Origin of the sequence: Methylobacterium longum (assembly GCF_022179385.1) — a bacterium.
GTDB lineage: Bacteria > Pseudomonadota > Alphaproteobacteria > Rhizobiales > Beijerinckiaceae > Methylobacterium > Methylobacterium longum.
Genome location: NZ_BPQS01000041.1, coordinates 1 through 14803 on the forward strand (window position 1 = coordinate 1; position 14803 = coordinate 14803).

The following is a 14803-nucleotide window of genomic DNA, read 5'->3' on the forward strand; positions in this document are numbered from 1 at the left end:
GCGATCCAACAGGCGTTCACGTGCTTCACTCCGCAGGAGTGCCGCAACTACATCACCGCAGCCGGCTACGAAAACGACTTGGCCGTCGCTACCTGACCGGGAACGGCTCTAGCTCCAATGAGGACTATCTCTCAGCCGTAGCGTTCGGCCGTTGCACCCGTTGAGCGTCTTGCTCCGAAGCGGACGTTCCCGGCGATAGACGGAGGGCCGAGTTGGGTGGGACGCCAAAGTCGGTTGCGAACCCTGAACCGGGCATTGGAGGTCGACGACCTTTTATGAGGCTCTCGGTACCGCCGCCACGACGGCTTCGAAATGTCCAAACCCAGATTGAACCATGCCGAGCATTTGATCTGCCTCAGAGCAGACGGCCCCAAGGCGGTGTCTGATACACGCCGCTCAGAGGAGTGGAAAATGCCATCACGCATGTTTGTGCAGACCGTGAGGCGTTCGGCTCGCTCACTGGCCCGCACTCCGCGGTGGGCCCTTGCGATCTTCTCTACCGCCGGCTCAATCTGTGACCGGCGGCGCACCGAGGCCGCGCTCAGCGCGAGGGAGGCTAATTAGCGTTGTCCTCTCGAGGGCCGAAATTCTGCCCGTGACTTGACCAAAATCAAATCACCGCCGGACCGAGAGAGGAAGATATTCTGCGGGCTGCCCCGGTGAGGATATCCTATACTTCACTCCGAACGCGATTCCTTCGGAGCATGTCTTCCTCGCCCCGGAGGCCATCCTGGAGCCGGGGCCATGTGCCCGCCGGTTGTTTGGATCCAACGGAGACCGCCATGAGCATCGTCCGGATCGCGCTCGTTTCTGCAGTCTCCGCGCTCTGTCTCGGCGCCTTCGGCGCTGCCGCGCAGCAACCGCAGAACGCGCCGGGATCGCCCAGCGCGACCAGCACAATCGATAGTCGCCAGCTCCCGCCGCCCGACCCGGCGTTTGGTGGCGTGATCGAGCAGGGAGCGCTGCAGTCGAAGCCCTGGTGGGCCCCACGCGTCGTGCCGCCGAAGGGCGCCCCTAACGTTCTCCTGATCATCACAGACGACGCCGGGTTCGGGGTGCCCAGCACCTTCGGGGGCTTCATCCCGACGCCAACGATGGACCGGCTGGCCAGCGAAGGCCTTCGCTACAACCGGATGTTCTCCACCGCGCTGTGCTCGCCGACGCGCGCCGGACTGATCACGGGGCGAAACCACCACTCGGCCGGCTTCGGCGTGGTGTCGGAGCAGTCCACCGGCTACCCGGGCTACAGCAGCATCATCGCCAGGGATAAGGCGACGATCGGGCGGATCATGCGCGACAACGGCTATGCGACGGCATGGTTTGGCAAGGACCACAACACGCCGGCCTTCCAGGCCAGCCAAAGCGGCCCGTTCGAGCAGTGGCCGACCGGGATGGGGTTCGAATATTTCTACGGCTTCGTCGGCGGCGACGCGAACCAGTGGCAGCCGAACTTGTTCCGCAACACGACGCAGATCTATCCATTCGAAGGGAAGCCGCCGGGGACCTGGAACCTGATGACCGCGATGGCCGACGACGCCATCGACTACATGACGCGCTTGCACCAGACCCAGCCGGACAAGCCGATCTTCATCAAGTACGCGCCGGGCGCCACGCATGCGCCCCACCATCCGACCAAGGAGTGGGTGGACAAGATCAGCGCGATGCATCTGTTCGACGACGGGTGGAACAAGGTGCGCGAGCGCATCTTCGAGAACCAGAAGCGGCTCGGCGTCATCCCGCAGACCGCCAAGATGACACCGTGGCCGACGGACAAGCTGAAGGAATGGGACCAGCTGACGGCCGAGGAAAAGAAGCTCTTCATCCGCCAGGTCGACATCTTCGCCGCTTACGCGGCCTACAACGACCACGAGATCGGACGCGTCGTCCAGGCCTTCGAGGATTTGGGCAAGCTCGACAACACGCTGATCATCTACATAAACGGCGACAACGGCACGAGCGCCGAGGGCGGCCCGATGGGCACGCCCAACGAGGTCGCGTGGTTCAACGGCGTCAGCGACATGCCGGTGGACGTGCAGATGAAGTTCTACGACGCGTGGGGCACAGACCAGACCTACAACCATATGTCGGCTGGCTGGTCCTGGGCCTTCGACACGCCGTTCTCATGGTTCAAGCAGAACGCGTCGCAACTCGGCGGCGTGAACCAGAACATGGTGGTGTCCTGGCCCGCGCGCATCAAGGACAAGGGCGCACTTCGCCAGCAATTCGTGCACGTCATCGACGTCCTGCCGACGGTGCTTGAAGCCGCCGGCATCGGGGCGCCCGACATGGTGGACGGCATCCAGCAAAAGCCGATCGAGGGCACCAGCTTCGCCTATACCTTCGATGCGGAGAACGCGAAGGCGCCGTCCCGCCACGACACGCAATATTTCGAGATGATGGGGCAGTGGGCGCTCTATCACGACGGCTGGTTTCTCAGCACCAAGGTGAACCGTGCGCCCTGGGAGGCCTTCGGCCCGGCGAACCCGGATCCACTGAACAACCAAGTGTTGGAGCTCTACAACCTCGACAGCGACTTCAGCCAGAGCGCCAATATTGCGGCGGAGCATCCTGAGAAGGTTCGCGAGCTGCGGGATATGTTCGTCGCGGAAGCGAAGAAGTACCAGGTTTTCCCGATGGATGCTTCCGTCGCGGCCCGCATGGTAGCGCCGCGCCCGAATATCACCGCCGGCCGGACGGAGTTCGTCTACACGCGCCCGATGGTCGGGTTGCCCCAGGGCGACTCGCCGCAGCTGCTCAATACCTCCTACGCGGTCACGGCAGACATCGAGGTTCCGCAAGGCGGCGCCGAGGGCATGATCTTCACGTCAGGCGGGCGGTTCGGTGGCTACGGCTTCTACCTGCTCAAGGGAAAGCCGGTATGGCTGTGGAACCTCGTCGACCTGGAGCGGGTCAAGTGGGAGGCGCCCGACGCGCTCACGCCGGGTCGGCACGTCGTCGAGTTCGAATTCAAGTACGACGGTCTGGGCTTCGGCACGCTCGCCTTCAACAACATGAGCGGCATCGGTCGCCCGGGCACGGGAGCCCTGAAGGTCGACGGCACCGTGGTGGCAACCAGGACGATGCCGAAAACCCTGCCGATCACGCTGCAATGGGACGAGAGCTTCGACATCGGTTCGGACACCCTAACGGGGGTCAACGATGCCGATTACAAGCCGCCCTTCGCGCTCACGGCGAAGCTCAACCGGCTGACCATTAAGCTTGATCGCCCGCAATTGTCGCTTGAGGAAGTCGAGAAGCTCCAAGCGGCCATCTCCGACAAGGCAAGGGCTGACTGAGACCTTCGATGGCAGGGGGCAGACCAGGAGAGGGCTCGTGCAGGCGACCGACTTGCCAATCCAGCAAAGCCCGGCGGGTGACGCCGGGAGCCCGGACCGCGTCGGCATCGACAAGTACGCCGCGGTGCGGCGACTGGCGACGGCATCCACCCGCCGCTTCCACGCGATGGCCAAGCCCGCCGGCGCGACCTGCAACCTCGATTGCAAGTACTGCTTCTATCTCAGCAAGGAAAAGCTGCCCGGCGGACCCGGAACCGGGCACATGAGCGAGGAGACGCTTGAGCTCTTCGTCCGCCAATACATCGAGGGCAGCGCCGGGCTGGAGGTGGTGTTCACTTGGCAGGGCGGGGAGCCCACCTTGCGCGGAATCGAATTCTATCGCCGTGCGGTCGCGCTGCAGAAGCGCTACGCCAAGCCCGGCCAGCGCATCGAGAACGACCTGCAGACGAACGGCGTGCTCCTCGACGAGGACTGGGCGGCCTTCCTGAAGGAGAACCGCTTCCTGGTCGGGCTGAGCATCGACGGGCCTCGCGATGTCCACGACGCCTTTCGCAAGAACAAGGGCGGCGCGCCGACCTTCGACAAGGTGATGGCGGCCGCAAGGCTGCTGCGCCGGTTCGGCATTCGCTTCAACACGCTTACCTGCGTCCATCGCTACAACGCATCGCGCCCTCTGGACGTCTACCGTTTCCTGCGCGGCGAGCTCGACTCGACCCGCATTCAGTTCATCCCCATCGTCCAGACCAGGGACTTCGAGAGTGCCGCGCCGCAGGCCAGGGACCTTGAGCGGTTGCCCCTCGTTGGCGCGCCGGAGGCGCGCCCCGGCAACCCGGGATCGGTCGTGACGGATTGGTCCGTGGATCCGGTCGAGTACGGCTATTTCCTGTCGCGCGTCTTCGACGAGTGGCACCGAAAGGACCTCGGCCGCGTCCTCGTCAACCACTTCGAGACGCTGGTCGGCCAGCATCTCGGGCTACCCTCGCAGATCTGCATCTATCAGGAGTTCTGCGGCAAGGCGGTCGTGGTGGAGCATGACGGCAGCATCTATTCCTGCGACCACTACGTCTATCCGGAGTACCGCCTCGCTAACCTTTACCATAGGCCGATCGCGGAGGCCGTGTACTCCGACCAGCAAATCAGGTTCGGCTACGCGAAGTCGGAAAAGCTGCCCCGCTTCTGTCGCGAGTGCCCGTTCATCGGCGATTGCTGGGGGGAGTGCCCCAAGAACCGCTTCATCCGGACCCCGGAGGGCGAGCCGGGCCTGAACTATCTCTGCCAGGGGCTGAAGCGGTTCTTCAAGCACGCGATCCCGCGCGTCGAACGGATCGCCGTAGATGTACGCCGCCGGCAGCTCGGAGCTCGTCCGGATGCCCGGGCACCGGGCGTGCCGTGACCAGTCGCGAGTAGCCGTTCTCGCACTGAGGTTGGCGTGCGCGGCCCGGTTGCGAGGTTCAGCTCCGTACGGAGGTCGGTGGCTTGCGCCAGATCAAGCTGCGGGCTTCCACAAGGCGCATCGTGCTGGAATACAGGCTCTGTCGAAGGCAGATCATGTCCCTTCCCGCGGCGATCCTCGCTTTCGCATCCGGTTTGATGCTTTCCCTCTGGGGAATCCCTTCCTACGCGCGTCCGGCGCAGCAGTTCCTCGCGCAGAGCGAGATCCAGATCCCGAGCGAGACCGATCTCGATCGCATCAATCGCCAGGACCTACAGGGCGCGCCGTCTTTCGCCGATCCCGGCGCCACCGGCAGCATCGAGTCCCAGATCCAGGGCATGGACCGCCAGGATCGCGAGATCGACCAGCGGGTGTCGCGTGGGATCTGCCGCGATTGCGACTAGCAGTTTCGATCAAGGACTGAAGGTGCACCGAGGGTGGACGCGACGCTGCGGGCCAAGCTCTGGCTGTACTTAGTCCGCTTCACTTTCAGAGCGAATATCGGGGGCGCAGAACGCGGAAGTCTGCAGCAGATCTTGACCGGGCTCAGGGGACCAGTCCGCTTCTCTGCCGCATGCGGCCGAAACCAGACAGGCCGCTTACGACCAGATTCGGTCATTCGCGGCAGCGGAATTGGACTGCCCGGAAGCGGACGATCCGAAGGTCTGCTCAGGGTCGGTCCCTGACGTTGGCTCTACGCCCAGGAGCGGACATTCCGGCGCCGACCCAACATGGTCTTCCGCGGAATGATGGACCGGCTGAAAGCCGACGCCCTACGAACGAGCCTGCGCCTTCACCCCGGTGCAGCGCCAAGGTCGGGGTGATCTGCGAAGGCGGTCGCCAACATGGTCACAAAGCTGCGCACCTTGCTGGCGATGTTACGGTTGGCTGGGTAGACGGCGTGCAGCGGTATCACCGGCAGATGCCAGTCTGCCAGTATCGGCACCACCGTGCCCGCGCGGATGGCTGGACCGACCACGAAAGCGGGCTCCAGCGCTATGCCCGCCCCTGCGATGGCGGCGGCCAGCAGCGTTGGTCCGTTGTTGCATTCCAGCCGGGGCAGGATCGGAACGTCGGCAACCTCATTATCCCGCTCGAACCGCCACTTGCAGCCCCAGCGCAGCTCGGAGAAGTGAAGGCAGGCATGCGTCGCCAGATCCTGCGGGGTCGCCGGCGCACCGCGGCGGGCAAGGTAGGACGGGGATGCACACGCGAACAGCGGGGACGCCCCGATCTGCCGGGTGACGAGCCTGGGCTCGACAGCGAGCGCTCCGCGGATTGCCAGATCGAAGCTGTCCCCGATCAGGTCCACCGCATCGGTGGACAGCTGAAGGTCGATCGAAACGGCCGAGTTCTCGGCGAGGAAGCGCGCGACCACTGGCGCGACGTGATCAGGACCCAGGTCCGGAGGCGCTGCGATCCGCAGACGGCCGACCGCCTCTGTCTGGAAGGCCGTTGCGGCTTGCCCGGCATGCCGAACACGATCTTGGATGTCGGCGAGAGCCGCTCTGTAGGCCGCCCCGGCTTCGGTCAGCCGTACGGCGCGCGTGGAGCGCTGCAGCAGTTGAACGCCCAGCCGCGCCTCCAAGGCACGGATCTGCGCACCGACGGCGGAACGCCCCATTTCGAGGTCTTCGGCTGCCGCCGTGAAGCTTGCCCGGTCGGCGACGGCGAGGAACGCCATGATGCCGGCCAGCGGATCGGTCGTCTTCATGTGGCCGCTGATCCGCCAAGCGATGCACGATCATCGATCTTATCGCGGCGGATCGCAATCGGTAGCTTTTGGGAGCCACAACCATACCGACAGGACGTTCACATGGCCGATGCCCTCTGGTTCACGACCGCCCGCCTGACCATTCATCTGTCGCAGAAAGACAATGCGGATGGTCTCACCCTGATCGAACACCACATGGTGGAAGGCTTTGCCGTGCCGCTGCATGTCCATCGCGACGAGGATGAAAGCTTCTACATCCTGCAGGGTGAAGTCCGCATGCAGATTGACGATCAGGTTCGCCGGCTGAAAGCGGGCGACGCGTTGACGGTCTCGGGTGGGACACCGCACGCGTTCCGCGTCGTCTCGCCTGAGGCCAGGTTCCTTTCGATGACGACGGGTCAATTCGAAGAGATGATCCGCAGCCTAGCCCGACCGGCAGAAAATGAAGGCTTACCGCCTCAAGCCGAGCCGACCGACGAGGAGGTCGCGGCGCTTGTTTCAGCCTGCGCTACGCACGGCATCGAGTTCCAGGGACCTGCGGTCGCTTGAGGCGCGGCGTGGGAGCTTCCGCACATTGCCCTTCCAATATTCAACGAACCGGAAGCGACCCCAATCGGCCATTCGGTTCCCGAACCGACCCATCAGCTTGGATGCCATAAACGCTTCCCAGAAGCGGTCACTTGTCGGCTGACTGACAACCGGGGTTCGGGGTAGGGAGTGGCGCTGACCTTTCGCCCCACGGCCAACGCACCGCTTCCGACCCATGCCAGTCATCACGGCAGCCGACGGCGCTTCCCCAAAGCGGTCATCAGTCGGCGGTCCTGAGGTTGTGGGCCGATGTGATATCGGAAGTCGTTACCACGGCTGACCGTCACCGAACGACCAATCCTCCTTGTCGAAAAAAAGCATATTGATCATGATGTCGTCAGTTCGAATCCCCAGCTTCGATTTCAGCTCATCGGCGACGGAACGATAGAAAGCGAACTTGGTGTCCTTCTTATTGCCGACGGTGCTGGTTGCCTGGATTAAGATGAAGCCTGGCGACCGGCTAAAGCCGAGGAAGTGAGGATCGTACATAAGATTGTCTGCCGAGTGCTCGCCGACCACCACAAAGCGGTCGCCCTCGGGTGCTTCGAGGACGTCGACGATGCCCCGGTAGACGATGTCCGCCACGGTAGCACGGTGCTCGGGGGGCTTCCCCTGGATCAGATCGATACGTGCAAAAGGCATGATGATCTCCGCGGGCAGACTTGCGGTCGGCCCCTGACCGGGACCGACCGCTGGGCGCTCACGTCCGGGTGTCGATCTCCGGCACACCGCTGCTCCGGTCGGCATAGGCAGCGATGAAGGTCGGCCGGGTCTGCCAGCGCTGCCAGAAGGCATCGAGATGTTCGAAGCGCTCATCGAGCGGAGTGGCGTTCACTGGGAACTTGGAGAACGCGATGGCTGTCGCCAACGTGATGTCTGAGAACGTCGGCTGATCGCCCCCCAGCAGCCACGCGCGGCCGTCGGAGAGATGCCGGTCGACGAGGCCGGCATGCGCCAGGGCCACCTTGCGCGAGTGCTCGCCCCAGGCCGGATTGCTGGTCAGTTCGAGCTTGGGGCCCAGACCCTGATGCAGCACATGGAATGCGGTGACGATGGGATAGAGGATGTGGACCCACACCCGGTTGTCCCACATCTGATCGAGGCCACGCTCATGCGCCGTCTTCCCCATGATCTTGCGGCCTTCGAACGCGTCATCGAGGTAGCGGGCGATGGCAGAGGTCTCACTGAGGTAGGAGCCGTCGGCGAGCGCAAGGGTCGGTGTCTCGCCCCAGGCGTTCATCTTCAGGTGTTTCCAACCCCGCTGCTCGCCCACCGGTGACATGTCGTAGATCGTCTCGTCGAAGTGATCGGCGATGCCCTTCTCGTGCATGAAGATCCGCAGGCGCTGCGGGTTGGGGAAGGCCGAGGGTGAGGTGAAGAGCTTAAGCTTGTCGGACATCGTCGTCTCACTTTCCTGAGAACCGGGCCTGTCTGTCATATGACAGACAGCAAGCTAGGATGGGCGCCTTGTGTCGTCAACCCCTGTCTGCCATATGACAGATGGAGGTTGGGAATGGCAGCGACGTTGAAGAGGGATGTGCGCGAGGCGATCCTCGTGGCTGCGAGGGAAGCAGCGATGGCCTATGGCTACGCCGGCATCAACTTCCGTGATCTCGCGGAGACCGTCGGTATCAAGGCCGCAAGCATCAACTACTACTACGCCAACAAGGCCATCCTCGGCGAAGCGGTTGCGCGCCGTTATTGGGAAGACATTGTTCGCGATCTTGAAGCTATTTCGGCACGTGCGCAAAGCCCAATCGAAGCGCTACGGCGGTACCCTGGCATCTTTCGCCTATCCCTGGAGCGCAACAATCGCATGTGCCTCAGCAGCTTCATGGCGACAGAATATGACGCGTTGCCTGAGCAGGTTTTGAAGGAGGTCCAGTCTTTTGCCGACGTCAATACGGCCTGGATCCGCGAGCAGCTGGTTGCTGCAAAGCTGGTTGAGCCGAGGGACGGCGAGATGAGAGCGCGCGCCATCTATGCTGCTGTTGCCGGAGCTCAGATCATCGCTCGAAGTCGCTCGGACACAAATCTGTTCGACTCCTTGATCAGGAGCTACCAAGAGGCGGGACTACTGCCGAACTGATCAAAAGCGCGCACGAAACAAGGTTCGCTTCCGTGCATCGCCGGCCGCAAGCGGTTGGGCAGGAATCCACCCCTCTGAGACGCTCACGCAGGCGGTCTTCGGCGGCCGATGCTGGATAGAAGTAGAGTGTCCGCGTCGGAGGGAGCGTGCCGGAAAAGCGGACGAGCCCCCGCCAATCTATCGCGGGCATACTGGAAGGCATACTGGAAGGCGCCAGGGCTTCCCGAGAGCGGTCGGATCGATCCCCACCCGCAAAGGCCCTGGACGGCATCTTGCACCCGATGTCGGGAGGCCTTGCTCGCCGACTAAGCCGAGGGTGCTGATGATATCACTTCAGGCGCGCGGCAGCCCAGGCGATATGGTCGGCCATGAAGGTCGAGATGAAGAAGTAGGAATGGTCGTAGCCCTCGCGCATGTTGAGGGTCAGGGCGATGCCGGCCTTCTTGCAGGCCTCTTCCAGCAGCCAGGGGCGAAGGCCGTCCTGAAGGAAGCTGTCGGCGGTGCCCTGATCCACCAGGAACTCGGGGAAGCGCTTGCCGTCTTCGATCAGCGCGGTGGCGTCATGGGCGCGCCAGGCAACCGGGTTGGAACCGAGATACTTCTCGAAGGCCGGCTTCGACCAGCCGGCCGTGGAGGGCTGGGCGATCGGCGCGAAGGCGGAGCAGGACTTGAAGCGCTCCGGGTAGGTCAGCGCCATGGTGAGCGCCCCGTGGCCGCCCATGGAATGCCCGAAGATGCCCTGGCGGGTCATGTCGGCGGGGAATTCCTTCGCGATGAGCGCAGGCAGCTCTTCCGTGACGTAGCTCCACATCCGGTAATGCGTGTCGTAGGGCGCCTGCGTGGCGTCCAGGTAGAAGCCGGCGCCGGAGCCGAACTGCCAATTGCCGTCCTCGTCCGGGATGCCGGGGCCGCGCGGGCTGGTATCGGGGGCCACGATGATGACGCCATGCTCGGCGGCTGCGGCCCGGTACTCGCCCTTGTCCATGACGTTGGCGTGCGTGCAGGTGAGTCCCGACAGGTACCACAGCACCGGGACCGGGCCGTTCTCGGCTTGGGGCGGCACGAAGACCGCGAAGGTCATCGCGCATCCCGTGGTCTGCGCATCGTGCTTGTAGACGCCCTGCGTGCCGCCGTGGGCGCGGGCCTTCGAGATGGTTTCCATCAGCTTTGTTCTCCTGCTCGGGAGCCGAAAGCCCCGCTCCGGGGCTGGATGGTGTGTGACCAGTTTTGACAGAGCCCGGCGCCGTTTGAATCGTTCGCGTCCTGCCGGTCCCCCGCATGGGCAAAGGGCAGGACGCGGGCGTCCCTCGCGCGGGGAACAACCGGATGGGACACGGATCCTCAGACCCGGAGGAGGGGATCCGCGTCCATCCTTCTCAGTAGACGACGACGGACCGGATCGACTTACCCTCGTGCATCAGGTCGAAGCCGTGATTGATCTCTTCGAGCGGCATGGTGTGGGTGATCAGATCATCGATGTTGATCTTGCCCTCCATGTACCAGTCCACGATCTTCGGCACGTCCGTGCGACCACGCGCGCCGCCAAAGGCCGAGCCCTTCCAGACGCGACCGGTGACGAGCTGGAACGGACGGGTCGAGATCTCGCGGCCGGCCTCGGCCACGCCGATGACGATCGACTCGCCCCAGCCGCGATGGCAGCACTCGAGGGCCTGGCGCATCACGTGGACATTGCCGGTACAATCGAAGGAGAAGTCGGCGCCCCCGCCGGTGAGGTCGACGATGGCCTGAACCACCTTGTCGGTTCCAACCTCGGTCGGATTGATGAAGTCGGTCATGCCGAATTTGCGGGCCATGGCCTGCTTCTCCGGGTTGATGTCGACGCCGATGATCTTGTCGGCCCCGACCATGCGGGCAGCCTGGAGGACGTTGAGGCCGATGCCGCCGAGACCGAAGACCACCACGTTGGCGCCCGGCCAGACCTTGGCGGTGTAGATCACCGCGCCGATGCCGGTGGTCACGCCGCAGCCGATGTAGCAGATCTTGTCGAAGGGGGCGTCTTCGCGGATCTTGGCCAGCGCGATGGCGGGCAGGACCGTGAAGTTCGAGAAGGTCGAGCAGCCCATGTAGTGGAACACGGTGCTCGATCCGGCGGGGCTGCCGCCGGTGGAGACGCAGGAGAAGCGGCTCGTGCCGTCCGGCATCACGCCCTGGCCCTGGGTCGCCCGGATCGCGGTGCACAGGTTCGTGCGCTGGGACAGGCAGGACTTACAGTTGCGGCATTCCGGTGTGTACAGCGGGATGACGTGGTCGCCCGGCTTCAGCGTGGTGACGCCGGCGCCGACCTCGCGGACGATGCCCGCGCCCTCATGGCCGAGGATCGCCGGGAACTTGCCCTCGGAATCGAGGCCCGAGAGGGTGTAGGCGTCGGTGTGGCAGATGCCGGTGGCCATCAACTCGACGAGAACCTCGCCGGCCTTGGGGCCCTCGATGTCGATGGTCTCGATCGTAAGAGGCTTCTTCGCCTCCCACGCGACCGCGGCGCGCGTCTTCATCACGTGTTCCTATTGTCTGGATGATCACGGACGGCGCCGAACTGCCGACTCTTCGGCGCGCGTCGCTCAAGGGCTGCGCACCGAACGGTCCGAGGATCTGCCGCGTGTGTGATGTTTCTTGCGCCCGGATGCAACGTCGGCGTCCGCATTTCCGTCAGGGCGCCCCATTCTGATCGGTCCCGGGCATGGGGTGCATCCGCGCCGTCCGAGTTGCGCGCGAACGCCAGACCGTGGATCGCACCCGACCCAGGACCCGGGCGACGGGGCTCGCCCCTCTCTCCACCGTCCTGGGGAGAGCCGGTGCTGATTGCGCCGGTTCCCGCAACACCGACCGCGGGCCTGGGGCCCAGAGCCCCACGCTTCACACACCGCGTGAATCATCTGTCCGCGTCAGTGCATCAGGGGTGCTCGTCGCGAGCCCCGCCACGGTGTCCGTGCCCGGTTGCACGCGTGAGACGCTGTCCGCAGCGTTATCGAAAGCCGATTGGGCCGCCCCCGATCACCCGTCCACGGCCTCGGTCTCGGTCTCGGATGCCACGGATGCCCAGCCGACCTCGTCGTCGCGGCTTTCGAGCGTCAGGTCCGCGCGACCGGCGTCCCGCGGGGCGGAGATCGAAGCCGAGCGCGTCGGTGCGTCTACACGCCGTGTCGCCGCCCGCAGATCCGTCCGCCTGCCCGGGCGCCCGACGCCCCACCTCTCCCGGGTCGATCCTCGCCGAACGTCCGACCTTGCACACGGCCGCAATCCGGCGCGACGGCGTCGGGCCGAACGCAGGAAAACCGCTTCGGAGCGATGCTGCTGGAAAAGCGGCTGGCCAAATCCCGATCCGCAAGAGCCGTCATTTGGGCTTGAACGGTGGCTCCAAAACAGGCGTTCAGGGACGCTCCGGCCACGAGGCTTGATCGTGTCACGACGAGGTCATACGGCCTCCCCCTGGACAACTCCCGCGGGAGACCTCGAAGCGCGCCGCCGGTCTTTGGCCGACTCGCTCCTGAGCTATAGATCGGTTGAATGGATCCGCTGGCCTGCCGGGGCCGGACAAAGTGTCGAGCCATCGGTGCCGGCCACGGCATAGCGGAACGGGCCATATGCAGCGCGCCTCCATAGTCGAGCGATTGTTCCGGGATCCGCCTCGCTGGGTTTCCTATCCAGCAACCATTCTCTTGGTGGCGGCTGTCTATGGGATATATCGCTGGCTCTGGCCGGCGCTTCAGATCTATCCTTTCTTTCTGTTCTTTCCGATCATCATCGTCGCGGCAGCATTTTTTGATCGCGGAAGCGGATACCTCGCCACGATACTCAGTGTCCTGGTAATTACATTCATTTTTCCTCCAGTGGATTCGTCGCTGGCGGTCGAGCCGCGCAACCTGTTGGCGCTCATAGTATTCCTGCCGGCCGGGCTGGCGTTAAGTGCTTTGCTCGAACTGCGGCACCGACTTCTCCGACAAACCCGCGACGCCCTCAAGCAGGCGCGCGTCGCCGAGGAACGGACGGAGGTGCTTCTGCACGGCCTGCACCAGAGCGAGGCACGATTCCGGCAGTTCGCGGAGGCCGCCTCCGGTGCGCTCTGGATCCGGGATGCCCAGACGCTACGCATGGAGTGGCTGAGCCCGGCCTTTGACCGCATCTACGGCTTCCCGGGCGAGGAACTCCTGGACGCCAACCCGCAGTGCTGGGCCTCATTGATCGTTCCTGACGACCGGGCGGCTGCTCTGGGGCGGCTCGAAGAAGTGAAAAGCGGCAAGGCTGTGGTGCACGAATTCCGCGTCGTCCGCGCCTCGGACGGTGCGTTCCGCTGGATCAGGAGCACGGACTTCCCGCTCTTCGATGAGCACGATCGGGTGCAGCGCATCGGCGGCATCGCAGAGGATGTGACCGAGGCTAAGCTCGCCGCGGAGCACCAGGGCGTCCTGCTGGCCGAGTTGCAGCATCGGGTGCGCAATATCATGGCGCAGATTCGCTCCATAACGGCCCGCACGGGCGAGAGGGCCGAGACCGTGAGTGAATACGCCGACCTCATGGCCGGACGCCTGCTCACCTTCGCCCGCGTCCAGGCGCTCCTCACCCGGAGCGCCAACATCGGCGCCAGGATCCTCGACATCATCAACGACGAATTGGCAGCGCAGGCCGGACACCCGGAGCAGTACACACTGCATGGTCCTGACCTCGTGCTTGCCCCGAAGACCGCCGAGGTTCTGACGCTCGCCGTCCACGAACTCACGACCAATGCTCTCAAGTACGGGGGGCTGTCTGTGCCCGACGGCCGCGTTACGGCGCGTTGGACGACCTTCGAGCGGGGCGGCTCGTCCTGGCTTGGCCTGGACTGGATCGAGTCGGGCGCGCCGACGAGTTCTCCCGCGGACCTGTCAGCGCCGAGGCGGCGTGGCTTCGGCAGCGAGATGATCGAGGGACGTATTCCCTACGAATTGGGGGGTCGAGGCGAACTCTCCATCCATCCGCGCGGAGCACGGTGCCGCTTGGAGTTCCCCCTGCGGGACCGGTCGAGCATTCTGGAGACAGATGCCCCGCGCCGGGCCGCGATCTACGGAGGTTTGCTCGACATGGCCGGCGAACCCGATCTGAGCGGCCACCGCATTCTGGTGGTTGAGGACGACTACTATCTTGCCACCGATACCGCGCGGGCGCTGAGAAGCGTTGGCGTGGAGGTCATCGGCCCGTATCCGACCGAGGAAGGCGCGCGCACCGCCATCACGAACGCAACACCAACGGGCGCAATCCTCGATCTGAATCTCGGCGATCAGGGACCATCCTTCGTGCTGGCGGCCGAGCTTCAGACCCGTGGCGTGCCCTTCATCATGGTCACCGGTTACGATGCCGCGGTTATCCCGGCGGAGTTCGAGACGATCACGCGGCTGCAGAAGCCGGTGCAAATCCGGCAGATCGTCGGCGCACTCGCAAGGAAGCTCGGTGGGGCTGCCTGATCTGGAGCGAGCCCGCTCCCACAGGCGAGATCGAATGTGGGCCGGTGCGTCGGCAATGTCCGCCACGATGATGCGTTCTTCCGAGAGCGGGCATGTTGCAAATTCACCCACCTTAACCGTTCAGAGGCGCCGGCCGACGTGACTGGAACGGGCCGAAGGCAGAAGATCCGCTGCGGAGCAGGCCGGCCGCGGAAGCGGACGGTGCCTGCCATGCGGCTGCGGCCGAGA

11 protein-coding genes are annotated in these 14803 nt (G+C 64.4%); 6 read left to right on the forward strand and 5 right to left on the reverse strand.

The window, feature by feature from the left end; genetic code table 11:
* Positions 1-782 precede the first annotated feature (782 nt).
* From MFF58_RS24165 to MFF58_RS24175, 3 genes are all read left to right on the forward strand, one after another.
* Positions 783-3296, forward strand: coding sequence for an arylsulfatase (locus MFF58_RS24165; RefSeq protein WP_238291565.1), 2514 nt, complete (start codon positions 783-785; stop codon positions 3294-3296).
* 37 nt (positions 3297-3333) lie between these two features.
* The gene (locus tag MFF58_RS24170) at positions 3334-4689 is read left to right on the forward strand and encodes an anaerobic sulfatase maturase (protein WP_238291567.1); all 1356 of its coding nucleotides are present in this window, start codon (positions 3334-3336) and stop codon (positions 4687-4689) included.
* Between the two features lie 83 nt (positions 4690-4772).
* A complete protein-coding gene (locus tag MFF58_RS24175; protein ID WP_238291569.1) occupies positions 4773-5132 on the forward strand; it encodes a hypothetical protein in 360 nt (119 codons plus the stop codon).
* Positions 5133-5521: 389 nt separating this feature from the next.
* On the opposite strand, the gene MFF58_RS24180 is transcribed toward MFF58_RS24175, so the two are convergent.
* The gene (locus MFF58_RS24180; protein ID WP_238291571.1) at positions 5522-6442 is read right to left on the reverse strand and encodes a LysR family transcriptional regulator; all 921 of its coding nucleotides are present in this window, start codon (positions 6440-6442) and stop codon (positions 5522-5524) included.
* Between the two features lie 102 nt (positions 6443-6544).
* On the opposite strand from MFF58_RS24180, the gene MFF58_RS24185 reads away from it, so the two are divergent.
* Positions 6545-6991, forward strand: a complete 447-nt coding sequence (locus MFF58_RS24185) for a cupin domain-containing protein (RefSeq protein WP_238291573.1) — start codon at positions 6545-6547, stop codon at positions 6989-6991.
* A gap of 306 nt (positions 6992-7297) precedes the next feature.
* Here the strand turns inward: MFF58_RS24185 and MFF58_RS24190 are convergent, their stop codons facing one another.
* Positions 7298-7672 carry a tautomerase family protein gene (locus MFF58_RS24190; protein ID WP_238291575.1) on the reverse strand — a complete coding sequence of 125 codons (375 nt, stop codon included), beginning with the start codon at positions 7670-7672 and terminating at the stop codon, positions 7298-7300.
* 58 nt (positions 7673-7730) lie between these two features.
* Entirely contained in the window at positions 7731-8429 is a 699-nt protein-coding gene (locus tag MFF58_RS24195) for a glutathione S-transferase family protein (RefSeq protein WP_238291576.1), read from the reverse strand.
* 114 nt (positions 8430-8543) lie between these two features.
* On the opposite strand from MFF58_RS24195, the gene MFF58_RS24200 reads away from it, so the two are divergent.
* Positions 8544-9119 (forward strand): TetR/AcrR family transcriptional regulator, encoded by a 576-nt coding sequence (locus MFF58_RS24200; protein WP_238291577.1) that lies wholly within the window; start codon positions 8544-8546, stop codon positions 9117-9119.
* A gap of 328 nt (positions 9120-9447) precedes the next feature.
* Here MFF58_RS24200 and fghA read toward each other — a convergent pair whose 3' ends face one another.
* Together fghA and MFF58_RS24210 are read right to left on the reverse strand one after the other, a co-directional pair.
* Positions 9448-10281 carry an S-formylglutathione hydrolase gene (gene fghA, locus MFF58_RS24205; RefSeq protein WP_238291578.1) on the reverse strand — a complete coding sequence of 278 codons (834 nt, stop codon included), beginning with the start codon at positions 10279-10281 and terminating at the stop codon, positions 9448-9450.
* Between the two features lie 214 nt (positions 10282-10495).
* Positions 10496-11632, reverse strand: coding sequence for an S-(hydroxymethyl)glutathione dehydrogenase/class III alcohol dehydrogenase (locus MFF58_RS24210; RefSeq protein ID WP_238291579.1), 1137 nt, complete (start codon positions 11630-11632; stop codon positions 10496-10498).
* Between the two features lie 1089 nt (positions 11633-12721).
* On the opposite strand from MFF58_RS24210, the gene MFF58_RS24215 reads away from it, so the two are divergent.
* Entirely contained in the window at positions 12722-14575 is a 1854-nt protein-coding gene (locus MFF58_RS24215; protein ID WP_238291580.1) for an HWE histidine kinase domain-containing protein, read from the forward strand.
* The last annotated feature ends 228 nt before the right edge of the window (positions 14576-14803 follow it).

Coding starts and splice junctions, on each gene's coding strand:
- MFF58_RS24215 (WP_238291580.1), top strand. CDS start 12,722: ATGCAGCGCGCCTCCATAGTCGAGCGATTGTTCCGGGATCCGCCTCGC.
- MFF58_RS24165 (WP_238291565.1), top strand. CDS start 783: ATGAGCATCGTCCGGATCGCGCTCGTTTCTGCAGTCTCCGCGCTCTGT.
- MFF58_RS24195 (WP_238291576.1), bottom strand. CDS start 8,429: ATGTCCGACAAGCTTAAGCTCTTCACCTCACCCTCGGCCTTCCCCAAC.
- MFF58_RS24185 (WP_238291573.1), top strand. CDS start 6,545: ATGGCCGATGCCCTCTGGTTCACGACCGCCCGCCTGACCATTCATCTG.
- MFF58_RS24200 (WP_238291577.1), top strand. CDS start 8,544: ATGGCAGCGACGTTGAAGAGGGATGTGCGCGAGGCGATCCTCGTGGCT.
- MFF58_RS24190 (WP_238291575.1), bottom strand. CDS start 7,672: ATGCCTTTTGCACGTATCGATCTGATCCAGGGGAAGCCCCCCGAGCAC.
- fghA (WP_238291578.1), bottom strand. CDS start 10,281: ATGGAAACCATCTCGAAGGCCCGCGCCCACGGCGGCACGCAGGGCGTC.
- MFF58_RS24210 (WP_238291579.1), bottom strand. CDS start 11,632: ATGAAGACGCGCGCCGCGGTCGCGTGGGAGGCGAAGAAGCCTCTTACG.
- MFF58_RS24180 (WP_238291571.1), bottom strand. CDS start 6,442: ATGAAGACGACCGATCCGCTGGCCGGCATCATGGCGTTCCTCGCCGTC.